Raw genomic sequence first — 14624 nt, 5'->3', positions numbered from 1 at the left:
GGCCGGCGGGCGCTTTCGGTGCTAGCTTCTCCCTCAGGAGACAAGACCTAAACAAATAGATCACCGCACCCGGAGGTGCCTCATGAGAAAGTCCTCACTGACCCTGCTGGCCCTGGTCCTGGCCGGCCTGCTGAGCGGCTGCGCCACCCAGGTGCCGCAGCAGCAGGAACCGGAGCCGTCCGTCCTGTTCCATGACGAGTTGTTCCGGCCCGAGGCCCGGCCCGAGCAGGCCGACGCGGTGTTCGCGCTGACGCCGGAGATGCAGGCCTATCTGGAGCGCGAGATCGCCCAGCATGCGCGCAGCAAGGGCGGCCGCCAGGGCCTGCTGGACGCGCTCTACAACAAGAGCATGCTGCAGCTGGAGTACGACGCCGCCGTCACGCGCAACGCGGCCGAGGCCTTCGGCGCGCGGCGCGGCAACTGCCTGTCGCTGGTGCTGATGACCTCGGCCTTCGCGAAGGCGATGAACCTGCCGGTGCGCTTCAACAGCGTCTATGTCGAGGATCTGTGGAGCCGCAGCGGCGACCTCTATGTGCTGTCCGGCCATGTGAACCTGAGCCTGGGCCGGCCGATGATGGAGCATGCGGCCGGCCGCGTGTTCGAGTCCGAGCTGCTGACGATCGACTTCCTCCCGCCCGAACAGCTGCGCGGCCAGCGCAGCCGGGTGATCGAGGAGCACACGGTGGTGGCGATGTTCCTGAACAACCGCGCGGCGGAGGAATTGCAGCTGGGCCATACCGATGCGGCCTACTGGTGGGCGCGCGCCGCGGTGGCCAAGGATCCGCGCTTCATGGCGGCGTACAACACCCTGGGCGTGGTGTATCGCCGCGCCGGCCGGGCCGAGTTTGCCGAGCAGGTGTTCCGCAACGTGATGGCGCAGGAGCCGGGCAATGCGCAGACCCTGTCCAACCTGGTGCTGGTGCTGCGCGACCGCGGCCGTGGCGCCGAGGCCGAGCTGCTGGCGGCCAAGCTGCGCGACCTGCAGCCGGACCCGCCGTTCAAGTTCTACGACCAGGGCATCCTGGCGATGAAGCGCGGCGAGTTCCAGGAGGCCAAGCGCCTGTTCACCCGCGAGATCGAGCGCTCGGCCTACTACCATGAGTTCCATTTCTGGCTGGCCCTGGCCAACTACGGCCTGGGCGAAATGGGCGAGGTGCGCAAGCACCTGGCGCTGGCGCGCGACAACAGCACGACGGTCAAGGACCGCCAGCGCTATGCGGCCAAGCTGGAGAGCATCCGCAGCAGCACCGTGCGCGTCAGCGACCGCCGGCCGGGTTGATCGCTACAGAGGGGGGAGCCCATGCCGGGCGCGGGCCCGGCTGCAGGCCTCGTCGCCCAGGCCCAGCGGCGCGCGCAGGCCGAATTCGCGGCAGGGTGAGGGGCGCCATTCATAGATGCCGCAGCCGGCCTTGACGCCGACCTGGCCGGTCAGCGCGGCGCAGCGCGGGCGCGCATGGTCGGTGCCGCGCATGCGCACCAGGGTGTCGGTCAGCTCCACCGTCAGGCCGTCCGGCACGCAGCCGCCCTCGCTGAGCAGCTCGGCGCGCGCGAAGTCGACGCGAAAGCTGGCGCAGCAGGCGCCGCATTCGATGCAGGGGTTGGAGGCTTGGAAACTCATGATGGCGCCGCCAGTGTAAGTGTCGCCGCCGCGCTCAGGCCGGCGCGCGCACCACGGTGACGCTGCATTCGGCCTCGGCCACCACCTCGGCCGAGACGGATCCGAGATAGCGCCGCAGCGCCGAGTTGGCGCGGGCGCCCATCACGATATGGTCGACCCCGGCCTTGGCCGCGAACTCGATCAGGGCCTGAGCGGTGTCCGGTGCCTCCAGCACATGGAAGGTCAGCCGCGCGTCCTCCAGCGCCAGCGCGCGGCAGATCGGCCGCGCCCAATGCTTGAGCGCGATCAGCTGCTTCACATGCAGGCTGCGGCCGTCGCTGTCGGTCAGCTCGTCCATGCCGATGCGCGCGGTCTTCATCACGCTGACGCAGGCCAGGCGCGCGCCGGGCTCGGCCTGCACCAGGCGGCGCGCGGCCTCCTGCAGCCGCTCCAGCAGGGCCGGCGTGGCGGACTGGGTGTCGACCGCGGCCATGATGATGGGGCTACGCGACAGCTGCTCGTCCACCGTGGCCTCGCGCCGCGGCTCGCTGCCCAGCGCGAAGAACCAGCGCTTGAAGGCGGTCAGCAGGCCGCTGCGCTGCAGCTTGTGGGCGCGCGCGCTCAGCGCCATGCATTGTGGGCGCTGCAGGTCCAGCGCCAGCTGGGCGGCGCTCTGGTAGCGGCGCTCGGGCTTGACCTCCAGGCAATGCAGGATGATCTCCTGCAGCCAGGGCGGCAGCTCGGGCCGCAGCGCGCGCGGCGGGATCGGCTCGATATAGAGCCGCCGGCGCAGCCCGCGCACCGAGCTGGGCTGGCCGAAGGGGCGCTCGCCGGTGGCCAGGTGGTAGAGCATCACGCCCAGCGCGAACAGGTCGCTGCGCGGGTCGTTGCGCACGAACTGCACCTGCTCCGGCGACATATAGGGGCCGGTGCCCATCGGCAGCTCGAACTCCTCCTCCAGCAGGTCCGGCAACTGGCCATGGCGCGATAGGCCGAAGTCGACCAGCACCGCGCTGCCGTCGGGCCGGAACATGATGTTGCTGGGCTTGATATCCAGGTGCACCACATGCTGGTGGTGCAGCGCATGCAGCGCGGTCGCGACCTGGATGCCGATCTGCGCCACCTCCTCGACGGGCAGTGGCGCCTCGTCCAGGCGCGGGCGCAGCGAGCTGCCCTCGATGCGCTCCATCACGATATAGGCCTGGCGCGTCCAGTCGCCGCGCGCGATGAAGCGCGGCACATGCGGGCCCTTCAGCGCCGGCATCAGCATCTGCTCGACCTCGAAGCCGACGATGGTGGCCGGATCCTCGCCGCCCTTGATGCGCGGCACCTTCATGATCAGCGGTGGCTCGTCCGGCCGCGGCTCGATGCGGCTGACGCGCCAGAGGTTCGCCATGCCGCCCTGGTGCAGGCGCTCCTCCAGGCGGAAGCCGTCCAGCACCAGGCCCGGCGTCAGCGGACCGGGCGGGGGCAGGTCTTGCGTGCTGGCCGGGCCGGCGCTCATTGGGGGCGGGCTCACTCGCCGCGCGCCAGGCGGGCCGCCAGGCGCTGCGCGATCGCCGCCGGCAGGCCGCCGGCCAGGATGCGTGCGGCCGCGGCGTCGACGTCGTAGGGCACGCGCTGGAAGGCGAGGGCGCCGCTGTCGGTGTCGAAGGTGGCGTAGCAGGCGGCCGGGTTGCCGTCGCGCGGCTGGCCGCAGGAGCCGGGGATCGCGAGCCACTGGCGATGGCTCAGCAGCGGGATCGCGACGCCGGGCACCGGGCAGAAGTCACCGGCCTTGCCGGTGCCGGAGAGGTGGTAGAGCATCGGCTCATGCATATGGCCGCAGAAGGTGTAGCGGGCGCTGGTCGCCTGCAGGCTGCGCATCGCCTCCAGCCGGCCCTGGATGTACTCGAAGCCCTCGGGCGCGAAGGCGTTGGCATGCACGAACAGGCAGTCGCCGCGCATGACGCTCATCGGCAGCTCGGCCAGGAAGCGCAGCTGGGCGGCGTCCAGGTGCTCGCGGGTCCAGGCGATCGCCGCACGGGCGTCCTCGCGCATGGTCGGCAGCGCGCCGTGGGCTACCGCGCTGTCATGGTTGCCCATCACCGCGATCGCGCCCTCGGCCACCAGTTCGCGCACCCGGTCCACCACCCAGGCGGGGTCGCCGCCGTAGCCGACGAAATCGCCCAGCAGCGCGAACTGCGTGCAGCCCTGGGCGCGGGCATGGGCCAGCACGGCCGCCACCGCCTCGCGGTTGGCGTGCAGGTCGCTGATCAAAGCAAGCATCATGAGGTCAGCATGCTACACAGGGCTGACGGGAAGCTGAGCTATGCTGGACTGCGATCGCGTTCGAGGAGCAAGGCTTGTGTTGGAAGTGATGCGGCGGGGATGCTGGGCGCTGTGGGGCGCGGCCTTGATGGCGGCCACGGCCGCATCGGACGCGCGCGCCGACTGCTCGCGGGCGATGCAGGTGCCGGTGGCGCTGCTGGGCCTGAGCGTTACCCTGTCCGACGAGGGCTTTGGCGGCGTCTATCCCGACATCCTGCGCGCGGCCCTGCCGGGCTGCAGTTTCCTGTTCTCGGTGGTGCCGCGGGCGCGCCAGCAGGCACTGTTCGAGGCCGGCCGCGCGGATCTGCTGCTGCCGGCCAGCAAATCGGCCCGGCGCGACGAATGGGGCCATTTCGTGCCGCTGGTGCAGGCGCGCGCGGTGCTGATCTCGCTGAACCAGGAGCCGCAGCGCGCGCCGCTGCGCAGCCTGCGCGATCTGCGCGAGCGCAAGGAGCTGCGCGTCGCGGTGGTGCGCGGCTTCGACTATGGCGAGCCCTACCAGGCCCTGACGCAGGAGCTGCGCGCGCAGGAACGGCTGGCCCAGGACGCCGATGTGGTGGCGGTGGCGCGCATGCTGTCGGCCGGCATGGCCGATCTGACCATCATGGCGCCGTCGATCCTGATCGGCGCGCTGCAGAAGGAGCCCAAGCTGCGCGCCATGCTGGAGCGGCTGCGCATCGAGCCGGTCGACGAACTGCCCTGGGTGGACAGCGGGGTCTACATCTCGCGCAGCACGGTCGGCGAGGCGGACCGCCAAGCGCTCACGGCGGCGCTGGAGAAGGCCGCCAGGAGCGGGCTGGCGTGGAAGACCTTCCTGCGCTACTACCCGGCCGGCTCGCTGGCGGAGAGCATCCGGCCGAAGAGGGACTAGGCCGAATTAGCCGATGCGACCAAGCAGAAGGTACTCCATGAGTGCCTTCTGCACATGCATTCTGTTTTGGTGCGCACCCGCCGCTGGCGCGGCTTCACTTTGCTGGCGCAAAGTGAGTGCGCCCCGAATCGGATGCCGGCCCTCGCGGGCCGCCGTCTCGGCTGTCAGCCGATCCGTCCGAGCAGAAGGTACTCCATGAGTGCCTTCTGCACGTGCATCCGATTCTCCGCCTCATCCCAGACGACGGACTGGGGCCCGTCGATCACATCGGCGGCGACCTCCTCGCCGCGGTGTGCCGGCAGGCAGTGCATGAACAGGGCGTCCGGCTTGGCGACGGCCATCATCTCGGCGTCGACGCACCAGTCGGCGAAGGCCTTGCGGCGCGCCTCGTTCTCGGCCTCGTAGCCCATGCTGGTCCAGACATCGGTGGTGACCAGGTCGGCGCCGCGGCAGGCCTCCAGCGGGTCCTTGAAGACCTTGTAGCAGCCGGCGTTCTTGACGCCGGCGACCGCGGGGTCGATCTCGTAGCCGCTGGGGGTGCTGACATGCACGGTGAAGCCGAGGATCTCGGCCGCCTGCAGCCAGGTGTTGGCCATGTTGTTGCCGTCGCCGACCCAGGCCACGACGCGGCCCTTCAGCCCGTCCATGTCGATCGCGCCGCGCCGGTCCATGCAACGCTGCTCGATGTAGGTGAACAGGTCCGCGAGGATCTGGCAGGGGTGGTACTCGTTGGTCAGGCCGTTGATGACCGGCACGCGCGAATGGGCCGCGAAGCGCTCGATCTTGGTCTGCTCGAAGGTGCGGATCATCACGATGTCGACCATGCGGCTGATCACGCGCGCGCTGTCCTCGATGGGCTCGGCGCGGCCCAGCTGGCTGTCGCCGGTGGTCAGGTGCACCACCGAGCCGCCCATCTGGTACATGCCGGCCTCGAAGCTGACGCGGGTGCGCGTGCTGGCCTTCTCGAAGATCATCGCCAGGGTGCGGTCCGCCAGCGGCTGGTACTTCTCGTAGTTCTTGAAGCGGCGCTTGATGATGGCGGCGCGGTCGAACAGGTGGGCGTACTCCTCGGCGCGTAGATCCTTGAACTGCAGGTAGTGGCGCATCAGGCTGTCCCCGGGCTTCATGGCTTGGCTTGGGCCAAGAAGGCCTTCACCAGCGGCGCCAGGATCGCGACGATCTGCGCGGCTTCGTCCTCGCTGAGGATCAGGGCCGGCACCAGGCGGATCACCTTGTCGGCGGTGACGCTGATCATCAGGCCGGCCTCGGCGGCCTGGCCCAGCAGCACGCCGCAGGGGCGGTCCAGCTCGATGCCCAGCATCAGGCCCTGGCCGCGGATCTCGACCACGCCGGCCAGGCTGCCGAGCTCGCGCTCCAGGCCCGCCTTCAGCGCGGCGCCGACCGTGGCGGCATGGGCCAGCAGGCCGTCCTCTTCCATGATCTTCAGCGTCTCGACGCCGGCACGCATCGCCAGCGGGTTGCCGCCGAAGGTGGTGCCATGGTTGCCGGGCTGCAGCAGCTTGGCCGCGCGCGGGCCGCAGACGACGGCACCGATCGGCACGCCCGAGCCCAGGCCCTTGGCCAGCGGCATCACGTCCGGCTGGATGCCGGCCCATTGGTGCGCGAACCATTTGCCGGTACGGCCGATGCCGCATTGCACCTCGTCCAGCATCAGCAGCACGTCATGTTGGTCGGCCAGGCGGCGCAGGCCCTGCAGGAACTCGATGCGTGCCGGGTTCACGCCGCCCTCGCCCTGGATGGTCTCCAGGAAGATCGCGGTGATGTTCGGGCGCGCCTTCAGCGCGGCCTCGACCGCGGCCAGATCGTTCAGAGGCACGCGCACGAAACCCTCGACCAGCGGGCCGAAGCCGGCCTGCACCTTGGGATTGGCGGTGGCGGAGAGGGTCGCGATCGATCGGCCGTGGAAGGCGCCCTCGAAGACGATGCATTCCGGCGCGGTATTGCCGCGCTCATGGCCGAACTTGCGGGCGATCTTCAGCGCCGCCTCGTTGGCTTCCAGGCCGGAGTTGCAGAAGAAGGCGTTCGCCAGGCCGGAGATCTCGCACAGCTTGGCGGCGAGCTGCTCCTGCAGCGGCACATGGTAGTAATTGCTGGTGTGGATCAGCTTGGCGATCTGATCCTGCAGCGCGGGTACCAGCCGGGGATGGCCATGGCCCAGGGTGTTCACCGCGATGCCGCCCAGCCCGTCCAGGTATCGTCGGCCGTTGACGTCCCAAACCCAGCAGCCCTGGCCATGCGACAGCGCGATCGGCAGTCGGCCATAGGTCTGCATCACATGGGGCTCGGAAGGGGCAACGGGCACGGTAGCTGGGGCGTTCATCAACTTTCCATTCAAGGGTGGAAGCAACTGCCGCCGGACGGGGCAGGGGAAGTCGATTCTAAGGGTCGACCTGTCGATGAACTGCGCCGCTGTCAAGAACTACCGGCGCCTTGTTCGGACTTCATCCGCGAGCGTGCTGCGGCGCAACACATCCAGGGCACAATAGCGGTCTTGCCGCCCGACGCGGCCTGTCATCACCGCTTCATGAGTCTGCCCCCCAAACCGCGCGAAGTCTTCATCCAAGGCCTGACCTTGGAGGGGCGGACCTTCCGACCCAGCGACTGGGCCGAGCGCCTGGCCGGCGCCATGTCCTGTTTCCGCCCCGGCGGCGCGCGCAGCGGCCCCGGCGCCCATATCGGCTATTCGCCCTACTGCGTGCCGACGGTGATCAACGGCGTGAAATGCGTGATCGTCAACGAGGAACTGAAGAACATCGAGCCGATGGCCTGGGACTTCGTGATGAACTTCGCCCGCGACAACCGCCTGCAGGTCGCCGAGGCCTGCCTGCTGCCGGACAAGCCCGAGTCCTCCCAATAAGGGACAGTCCGGCATTGCCGGTCTTTACATGACTTGATGTAATTTGTGCGGGTTTCGCCCGCCGATGGCTGGTGCCTGCCCGCTCCTCCATCAATTCATCTTGGAATACGGATCGCCCCGTGTCGCCGCTACATGCAGCAGGGAAAAACGTTGACGGATCGGGTGCCGACCTGGGTGCTGCTGCGCGGCCTCACGCGCGAGAGCGGGCATTGGGGTAGCTTCCCGGCTCTGCTGGCCGAGACACTCGGCGTGCAGCAGCCCGGCGTACGGGTCATGACCCTGGATCTGCCGGGCAACGGCTCGCTGTATCGCCAGGCCAGTCCCAGCCGCGTGCCGGACCTGGTCGAGGCCTGCCGCGACGAGCTGGTGCGGCGCGGCTGCCATGGGCCGGTGCATGTGCTGGCGATGTCGCTCGGCGGCATGGTGGCCTGTGAATGGGCGATGCGCTATCCGGATGAGGTGGCCGGCACCGTGCTGATCAACACCAGCCTGCGGCCCTACAGCCCGCTGCTGCGCCGGCTGCGCCCGCTGAACTACTGGAAGCTGCTGGCCCTGGGGCCGTTGCTGCGACTGGGCGTGCGCTGGCGCGAGGCGCGGGTGCTGGAGCTGACCTCGCACATGGTCAGCGAGCCGCGCGCGGTGCTGGAATCCTGGGTGGCGCTGCAGCGCCGGCATCCGGTGGCGCTGCGCAACGGCATCCGGCAGCTGCTGGCGGCGTTGCGCTACCGCGCCAGCCGCGGCCGGCCGCATGTGCCGATGCTGCTGCTGTGCAGTCAGGACGACGGCCTGGTGGACTGGCGCTGTTCGCAGGCGCTGAGCCGGGCCTGGGGTGCGCCGCTGCGTCTGCATACCCGCGCCGGCCATGACCTGGTGCTGGACGACGCGCCTTGGGTGGCGCAGGCGGTTCATGACTGGCTGCGCACCCTGGAGATGCATGCCGCCGCGGCCGGGGTGGGGCGGCCGGTGCTGGCCTCGCTGCTGCCGCAGGGGCCGGCGGCCCTGCGCTGAGGAGGCGGCCGGTTTTGCCGGCGCCAATGAGAAAGGCCCGCCGAAGCGGGCCTTTGCATTCTTTGCACCGGATCTGGTTTTTCAGGCGGCCAGCGCCTTGATCTTGGCGGACAGGCGGCTCTTGTGACGAGCGGCCTTGTTCTTGTGGAAGATGCCCTTGTCGGCGACCGAATCGATCACCGGCTGGGCGGTCTTGAACAGTTCGGCAGCCTTGGTCTTGTCGCCAGCGACCACGGCCTTTTGCACGTTCTTGATGACCGTGCGGAATTTGGAGCGCAGCGCCGTGTTGGCGGCGTTCAGCTTGACGTCCTGGCGGGCGCGCTTGCGGCCCGATGCCAGACGGACGGTTTTCTTCTTGGCTTTGGAAGAGCTTGCCATGTTGTATGTCTACCCAGATGGTGCAAAGACGGCGAGTGTAGCACTTTTGTGACTTCAAAGGCAATGATGTGCAGGGAAGGCGCGCGCATAATGTGCCGGCTCCTACTCTCGTTGCCCGATTTTCCCCGCATGAACCTGCTGCGCGCCGCCTCCACCATCTCCGTGCTGACCCTGGCCTCGCGCATCACCGGCCTGATCCGGGAGCAGATGGTGGCCGGCCTGTTCGGCGCCTCGACCCTGACCGATGCCTTCCAGGTCGCGTTCCGCATTCCCAATATGCTGCGCCGCCTGTTCGCCGAGGGCGCCTTCTCACAGGCCTTCGTGCCCCTGCTGGCGCGCACCCGTGCGGCCGAGGGCGACGAGGCCACCCATGCCCTGATCGACGCGGTCGCGACCGTGCTGCTGTGGGCGCTGCTGCTGACCTGCGTGCTGGGTGTGGTGGGCGCGCCGCTGCTGGTCTGGCTGCTCGGCGCGGGTCTGCCGGCCGACGGGCGCGAGGCGGCCGTCGTGATGACGCGCTGGATGTTCCCCTATATCGGCTGTATGTCGCTGGTGGCGCTGGCGGCGGGCATCCTGAATACCTGGAAGCGTTTCGTCGTGCCGGCGGTGACGCCGGTGCTGCTGAACCTGTCGGTGATCGGGTGCGGCTTCCTGCTGGCGCCCTGGATGCGTGCGCAGGGCTGGCAGCCGATCTATGCGCTGGCGATCGGCGTGATGCTGGGCGGCCTGCTGCAGCTGCTGGTGCAGATCCCGGCGCTGCGCCGCATCGGCGCGCTGCCGCGCCTGGGCCTGAGCCCGTCCGGCCTGCGCCGGGCCTGGGGGCACCAGGGGGTGCGCCAGGTGCTGGGCGCGATGGGGCCAGCGCTGCTGGGCGTCGGCGTGGCGCAGCTGTCGCTGGTGATCAATACCCAGATCGCGATCTTCGTGGCCGAGGGCGCGGCCTCCTGGCTGACCTATGCCGACCGGCTGATGGAATTCCCGACCGCGCTGCTGGGCGTGGCGCTGGGCGCGGTGCTGACGCCGCAACTGGCCGCGGCCCAGGGCAAGGGCGAGGACGAGGCCTATTCGGCGATGCTGGACTGGGGTCTGCGCATGGTGGTGCTGCTGGCACTGCCCTGTGCGGTGGCGCTGCTGCTGTTTGCCCAGCCGATGGTGGCGGTGCTCTATCACCGCGGCGCCTTCCAGCCGCAGGACGTGGCCCAGACCAGCCTGGCGGTGATGGGCTACGGCATTGGCCTGATGGGCCTGGTGGCGATCAAGGTGCTGGCGCCGGGCTTCTATGCGCGCCAGGACATGCGCACGCCGGTGCGCATTGCGATCTCGGTGCTGGTGCTGACCCAGATCCTGAACGCGCTGCTGGTGCCGCTGCTGGGCGTGGCGGGGCTGGCGCTGTCGATCGGCCTGGGTGCCCTGGTCAACGCGGCCTGGCTGCTGCGCGGCCTGAAGCGCCAGGGCAGCTACCGGCCGGCCCCCGGCTGGCTGGGTTTCGCGCTGCGGGTGCTGCTGGCCAGCGCCGCGATGGGCGCGCTGCAGTACGGGCTGGCGCGGCATTTCGACTGGGTCGCGCTGGGCAGTCAGGAGCTCTGGCGCGCGCTGCTGATGGCGGGCAGCCTGGCCGGCTCGGCCCTGGTCTATTTCGCCGTGCTGGCCCTGTCGGGCGTGCGCCTGCGCCAGTTCGTGCGGAGAGCCTGAGCTTCGCCTTAGACTCCGGGCATGACCGCTTCGCTGCGCCTGCATGCCCCGTCGGCCCTGGAATATTTCGCCACCCTGGTGGCCGAAGACGAGGGCCTGAACCTGCTGGAGGCGGCGGCCTCGATCGCGCAGGACGACCATCCCGAGCTGGACGTGCAGGCGGTGCTGCACGAGGTCGACGCGTTGGCCCAGCGCCTGCGCCGGCGCCTGCCGGCCGACGCCGCGCCCAGCCACCGGCTGCGCCTGCTGAACCGCTACTTCAGCGAGGAGCTGGGTTTCGCCGGCAATGTCAACGACTACTACGAGCGCGGCAACAGCTATGTGCACCGCGTGCTGGCGACGCGCCGCGGCATCCCGATCGCGCTGGCGGTGATCTACCTGGAGCTGGCCGCACAGATCGGCCTGCAGGCCCATGGCATCGCCTTCCCCGGCCATTTCCTGATCAAGCTGCACCTGCCGCAGGGCGAGGTGGTGCTGGACCCCTTCACCTGCCAATCGCTGTCGCGCGAGGCGCTGGAGGGGGCCCTGCTGCCCTACCGGGAGGAGACCGGCGACGCGCCGCTGGAGCGCTATCTGCGCAGCGCCACGCCGCGCCAGGTGCTGGTGCGCATGCTGCGCAACCTGAAGGAGATCCATCGCAGCGAAGGCGACTGGCCGCGCCTGCTGGCGGTGCAGCAGCGCCTGCTGCTGTTGTTGCCAAGCGACGCCACCGAATGGCGCGACCGCGGCCTGGTGCTGGAGGCGCTGGGCCATTGGCGCGGCGCGCTGGCGGACCTGCGCCGCTACCTGGAGCTGCGCCCCGAGGCCGGCGACGCCGAGCAGATCGGTGCCAAGCTCAGGGCGCTGCAGGCGCGCGACACGCCGCCGCTCCACTGAGTGGGGGCGGGGCCGCCCTTAGAATCCTGGCCGGTTGCGGCGCCGCCATCTGGGCGGGCCGCGGGACGAAGGTTGGTTCTCTTTGAAGCAGATTCCGCTCTCGCTGGGCCCCGAGCCCGTGTACAGCTTTGACAATCTCCTGCCCGGCGCGAACGCCGCGGCCCTGGCACATCTGCAGGCGCTGACGCCCGGTGCGCCGCCGGTGTTCCTGTGGGGCGGCCCGGGCAGTGGCAAGACGCATTACCTGCGCGCGCTGGCGCTGGCCTGGCAGGCCGCAGGCGCCCAGGTCGGCTGGTATGGCGCCGACCAGGCGCTGCCCTGGGAGCTGCCGGCCCAGCCCAGCCTGCTGCTGCTGGACGACTGCCAGGACTACGACGCCGGCCAGCAGCATGCCGCCTTCCAGCTCTTCGTCGAGGCCGCCACCCATGGCCTGGCGGTGGTGGCGACCGGCACCGCGCCGCCGGTGGACCTGGCGCTGCGCGAGGACCTGCGTACCCGGCTGGGCTGGGGCCCGACCTTCGCGCTGCAGCCGCTGTCCGAGCAGGAGGTGCGCTCGGCGCTGCGCCGCGAGGCCGACCGGCGCGGCATCGCGCTGTCGGACGAGGTAATGGACTACCTCCTGACCCGCTTCGCCCGCAACCTGAAGCACCTGATGGGCCTCTTGGACCGGCTGGACGAGTTCGCGCTCTCGGCCAAGCGCGCCGTCACCGTGCCGCTGCTGCGCCAGATGCTGGCCGACCAGGGCTGACCCCAACAATAAATATCGACAGGACTACCGAGCCCTCATGAACCTGACCCTCTTCGATCTGGACGGGACCCTGATCCCGCACGACTCCGACCATGCCTTCGGCGGCTTCATGGTCGACATCGGCTGGGCCGACGGCGAGCAATGGCGCCGTCGCAACGACGAGTTCTACGCCGAGTACCAAGCCGGCGTGCTGGACCTGGGCCGCTATGTCGAGTTCGCCACCTCGGTCTGGCGCCGTCGCCCGCTGGCCGAGGCGCTGGCCGCGCGCGAGCGCTTCATGGCCGAGGTGATGGCGCCGATGCTGCTGCCGCAGGCCCATGCGCTGGTGAAAAAGCACCAGGACGCCGGCGATCTGGTCGCGATCGTCACCGCCACCAACCAGTTCGTCACCGAGCCGATCGCCCGGGCCTTCGGCGTCGAGACCCTGATCGCGGTGGACCTGGAGCGCGACGCGCAGGGCGCCTACACCGGCCGCATCGAGGGCGTGCCGTCCTTCCAGGTCGGCAAGATCACCCGGGTGGAAGCCTGGCTGGCGGGCTTGGGCCGACAATGGCAGGATTTTGAGCGCGTGCACTTCTACAGCGATTCGATCAATGATCTGCCGCTGATGGAGCGCGTCAGCGACCCGGTCGCCACCAACCCGACCCCGGCGCTGGCCAAGATCGCGAGCGAACGCGGCTGGGCTCAACTGACTCTCTTCCCATGATCAAGAAATTCATCGACAAGCTGCTGGGCAAGTCCGGTGGCGCGGCCGCCAAGGGCAACCCGCTGGGCAAGCGGGTGGAGATTCAGGCCGCCGAGCATGGCATCGACCCCGGCCTGCTGGACGACCGCGCGGTCAAGGTGGTGCAGACCCTGGCCGATGCGGGCTTCGAGGCCTATATCGTCGGCGGCGCGGTGCGCGACCTGCTGCTGGGCATGCGGCCCAAGGATTTCGACGTCGCGACCAATGCCACGCCCGAGCAGGTCAAGAGCCTGTTCCGGCGCGCCTTCATCATCGGCCGGCGCTTTCGCATCGTGCATGTGGTCTATGGCCGCGGCCGCGAGCATGAGGTGATCGAGGTCTCGACCTTCCGCGCGCTGCTGGGCAGCGAGAGCGCCGAGCAGGTCAGCGGCAACGAGAAGACCTCCAAGGCCGAGCTGGCAGGCAAGAGCCATGTGGTCGATGCCGAGGGCCGGGTCTTGCGCGACAACGTCTGGGGCCCGCAGATCGAGGATGCCGCGCGGCGCGACTTCACCGTCAACGCGATGTACTACGACCCGCAGGCCCAGGTGGTGGTGGACTACCACGGCGGCCTGGCCGACGCGCGCAAGAAGGTGCTGCGCATGATCGGCGACCCGGAGACCCGCTACCGCGAGGATCCGGTGCGCATCATCCGCGCGGTGCGTTTCGCGGCCAAGCTGGGCTTCGAGCTGGAGCCCAAGACCGGCAAGCCGATCCGCTCGATGGCCGAGCTGCTGGCCAATGTGCCGGCCTCGCGCCTGTTCGACGAGATGATCAAGCTGCTGCAGACCGGCCATTCGCTGGCCAGCCTGGCGCAGCTGAAGAAGCTCGGCCTGGCGCGCGGCGTGTTCCCGATCCTGGACGCGATGCTGAACGCCGAGGGCGATCTGCCCGAGGGCCAGCGCGGCCAGTTCGTGCGCCAGGCCTTCGAGGACACCGACCGCCGCGTCGCGGAAGGGCGCGGCGTCTCGCCCAGCTTCATGCTGGCCTGCATGCTGTGGCATGAGGTGCTGGAGCGCTGGACCCAGATCCGCGCGGCCGGCGAGCCGCCGGTGCCGGCGCTGTCGCAGGCGATCGATGCGGCCTTCGATGCCCGCATCGGCGACATCTCGGGCCGCGGCAAGCTGGCCACCGACATGCGCGAGATCTGGATGATGCAGCCGCGCTTCGAGCGCCGCAGCGGCAGCGGGGTCTACAGCCTGGTCGAGCAGCCGCGCTACCGTGCCGGCTTCGACTTCCTGCGCCTGCGCGCCGATGTCGGCGAGATCGAGCCGGCGCTGGCCGACTGGTGGGAGGACTTCGCGCTGGGCAGCGACGAGGAGCGCGAGGCGCTGCTGGATCAGGCCCGCGAGGCCGACAAGCAGCGCCGCCCGCCCAAGGTGCACCGCGTGCCGCGCAGCGGCCAGGCGCCGTCCACCGCCGCTGCGGGGGAGGGCGAGGGCACGGAAGGCCCGTCCGACGGCAGCGGCGCGGCCAAGAAGCGCCGCCGCCGGCGTCGCCCGGCCGGCGCCAAGCCCGGCGCCGCCCCGGCCGCCGAGTGAC

Annotated in this window: 15 protein-coding genes; 9 read left to right on the top strand and 6 right to left on the bottom strand. The window is 69.9% G+C overall.

Features of this window, described 5'->3' with window-relative positions; all coding sequences use genetic code 11:
• The first annotated feature begins 82 nt into the window (after positions 1-82).
• On the top strand, positions 83-1279 hold the full coding sequence (locus G8A07_RS17695; protein WP_195793325.1) for a hypothetical protein: 1197 nt from the start codon (positions 83-85) through the stop codon (positions 1277-1279).
• A 3-nt stretch (positions 1280-1282) separates the two neighbouring features.
• On the opposite strand, the gene G8A07_RS17690 is transcribed toward G8A07_RS17695, so the two are convergent.
• From G8A07_RS17690 to G8A07_RS17680, 3 genes are read right to left on the bottom strand one after another with little or no spacing between them, the layout of a single operon-like run.
• Positions 1283-1618 carry a YkgJ family cysteine cluster protein gene (locus G8A07_RS17690; RefSeq protein ID WP_195793324.1) on the bottom strand — a complete coding sequence of 112 codons (336 nt, stop codon included), beginning with the start codon at positions 1616-1618 and terminating at the stop codon, positions 1283-1285.
• A 34-nt stretch (positions 1619-1652) separates the two neighbouring features.
• The gene (locus G8A07_RS17685) at positions 1653-3101 is read right to left on the bottom strand and encodes a bifunctional serine/threonine-protein kinase/universal stress protein (RefSeq protein ID WP_195793323.1); all 1449 of its coding nucleotides are present in this window, start codon (positions 3099-3101) and stop codon (positions 1653-1655) included.
• Between the two features lie 11 nt (positions 3102-3112).
• A complete protein-coding gene (locus tag G8A07_RS17680; protein ID WP_195793322.1) occupies positions 3113-3868 on the bottom strand; it encodes a metallophosphoesterase in 756 nt (251 codons plus the stop codon).
• A 127-nt stretch (positions 3869-3995) separates the two neighbouring features.
• Between G8A07_RS17680 and G8A07_RS17675 the strand changes: the two genes are divergently transcribed.
• Complete coding sequence (locus G8A07_RS17675; protein WP_249937039.1) at positions 3996-4778, top strand: transporter substrate-binding domain-containing protein; 783 nt, start codon at positions 3996-3998, stop codon at positions 4776-4778.
• Positions 4779-4942: 164 nt separating this feature from the next.
• On the opposite strand, the gene argF is transcribed toward G8A07_RS17675, so the two are convergent.
• Both argF and G8A07_RS17665 read right to left on the bottom strand, forming a co-directional pair.
• On the bottom strand, positions 4943-5905 hold the full coding sequence (argF, locus tag G8A07_RS17670; RefSeq protein WP_195793321.1) for an ornithine carbamoyltransferase: 963 nt from the start codon (positions 5903-5905) through the stop codon (positions 4943-4945).
• Entirely contained in the window at positions 5902-7119 is a 1218-nt protein-coding gene (locus tag G8A07_RS17665; RefSeq protein ID WP_249937038.1) for an aspartate aminotransferase family protein, read from the bottom strand. Before G8A07_RS17665 ends, argF begins: the two co-directional genes overlap by 4 nt.
• A gap of 204 nt (positions 7120-7323) precedes the next feature.
• Between G8A07_RS17665 and G8A07_RS17660 the strand changes: the two genes are divergently transcribed.
• Both G8A07_RS17660 and G8A07_RS17655 read left to right on the top strand, forming a co-directional pair.
• Positions 7324-7656 (top strand): DUF3579 domain-containing protein, encoded by a 333-nt coding sequence (locus G8A07_RS17660; protein WP_195793320.1) that lies wholly within the window; start codon positions 7324-7326, stop codon positions 7654-7656.
• A gap of 150 nt (positions 7657-7806) precedes the next feature.
• Positions 7807-8664 (top strand): alpha/beta fold hydrolase, encoded by an 858-nt coding sequence (locus G8A07_RS17655; protein ID WP_249937037.1) that lies wholly within the window; start codon positions 7807-7809, stop codon positions 8662-8664.
• A gap of 81 nt (positions 8665-8745) precedes the next feature.
• On the opposite strand, the gene rpsT is transcribed toward G8A07_RS17655, so the two are convergent.
• A complete protein-coding gene (rpsT, locus tag G8A07_RS17650) occupies positions 8746-9042 on the bottom strand; it encodes a 30S ribosomal protein S20 (RefSeq protein WP_195793319.1) in 297 nt (98 codons plus the stop codon).
• Between the two features lie 129 nt (positions 9043-9171).
• On the opposite strand from rpsT, the gene murJ reads away from it, so the two are divergent.
• From murJ to pcnB, 5 genes are all read left to right on the top strand, one after another.
• A complete protein-coding gene (gene murJ / locus G8A07_RS17645; RefSeq protein WP_195793318.1) occupies positions 9172-10734 on the top strand; it encodes a murein biosynthesis integral membrane protein MurJ in 1563 nt (520 codons plus the stop codon).
• A gap of 21 nt (positions 10735-10755) precedes the next feature.
• Positions 10756-11610: a SirB1 family protein gene (locus G8A07_RS17640; protein WP_195793317.1), complete on the top strand. Its 855-nt coding sequence runs from the start codon at positions 10756-10758 to the stop codon at positions 11608-11610.
• A gap of 82 nt (positions 11611-11692) precedes the next feature.
• Positions 11693-12358, top strand: a complete 666-nt coding sequence (locus tag G8A07_RS17635) for a DnaA ATPase domain-containing protein (RefSeq protein WP_195793316.1) — start codon at positions 11693-11695, stop codon at positions 12356-12358.
• A 37-nt stretch (positions 12359-12395) separates the two neighbouring features.
• Positions 12396-13064: an HAD family phosphatase gene (locus tag G8A07_RS17630; protein ID WP_195793315.1), complete on the top strand. Its 669-nt coding sequence runs from the start codon at positions 12396-12398 to the stop codon at positions 13062-13064.
• Positions 13061-14623: a polynucleotide adenylyltransferase PcnB gene (pcnB, locus tag G8A07_RS17625; protein ID WP_195793314.1), complete on the top strand. Its 1563-nt coding sequence runs from the start codon at positions 13061-13063 to the stop codon at positions 14621-14623. The genes G8A07_RS17630 and pcnB overlap by 4 nt, the downstream gene beginning before the upstream one ends.
• Position 14624 lies beyond the last annotated feature (1 nt).

Source organism: Roseateles sp. DAIF2, from assembly GCF_015624425.1.
Classification (GTDB): Bacteria; Pseudomonadota; Gammaproteobacteria; order Burkholderiales; family Burkholderiaceae_C; genus Kinneretia.
Note: the sequence above shows the minus strand (reverse complement) of the source record. Positions and strands in the feature narration are given on the sequence as shown.

What these genes read in the sequence shown, in the direction of transcription:
- G8A07_RS17695 (WP_195793325.1), top strand. Translation starts at nt 83, where the DNA reads ATGAGAAAGTCCTCACTGACCCTGCTGGCCCTGGTCCTGGCCGGCCTG.
- G8A07_RS17690 (WP_195793324.1), bottom strand. Translation starts at nt 1,618, where the DNA reads ATGAGTTTCCAAGCCTCCAACCCCTGCATCGAATGCGGCGCCTGCTGC.
- G8A07_RS17685 (WP_195793323.1), bottom strand. Translation starts at nt 3,101, where the DNA reads ATGAGCGCCGGCCCGGCCAGCACGCAAGACCTGCCCCCGCCCGGTCCG.
- G8A07_RS17680 (WP_195793322.1), bottom strand. Translation starts at nt 3,868, where the DNA reads ATGATGCTTGCTTTGATCAGCGACCTGCACGCCAACCGCGAGGCGGTG.
- G8A07_RS17675 (WP_249937039.1), top strand. Translation starts at nt 3,996, where the DNA reads ATGGCGGCCACGGCCGCATCGGACGCGCGCGCCGACTGCTCGCGGGCG.
- argF (WP_195793321.1), bottom strand. Translation starts at nt 5,905, where the DNA reads ATGAAGCCCGGGGACAGCCTGATGCGCCACTACCTGCAGTTCAAGGAT.
- G8A07_RS17665 (WP_249937038.1), bottom strand. Translation starts at nt 7,119, where the DNA reads ATGAACGCCCCAGCTACCGTGCCCGTTGCCCCTTCCGAGCCCCATGTG.
- G8A07_RS17660 (WP_195793320.1), top strand. Translation starts at nt 7,324, where the DNA reads ATGAGTCTGCCCCCCAAACCGCGCGAAGTCTTCATCCAAGGCCTGACC.
- rpsT (WP_195793319.1), bottom strand. Translation starts at nt 9,042, where the DNA reads ATGGCAAGCTCTTCCAAAGCCAAGAAGAAAACCGTCCGTCTGGCATCG.
- murJ (WP_195793318.1), top strand. Translation starts at nt 9,172, where the DNA reads ATGAACCTGCTGCGCGCCGCCTCCACCATCTCCGTGCTGACCCTGGCC.
- G8A07_RS17640 (WP_195793317.1), top strand. Translation starts at nt 10,756, where the DNA reads ATGACCGCTTCGCTGCGCCTGCATGCCCCGTCGGCCCTGGAATATTTC.
- G8A07_RS17630 (WP_195793315.1), top strand. Translation starts at nt 12,396, where the DNA reads ATGAACCTGACCCTCTTCGATCTGGACGGGACCCTGATCCCGCACGAC.
- pcnB (WP_195793314.1), top strand. Translation starts at nt 13,061, where the DNA reads ATGATCAAGAAATTCATCGACAAGCTGCTGGGCAAGTCCGGTGGCGCG.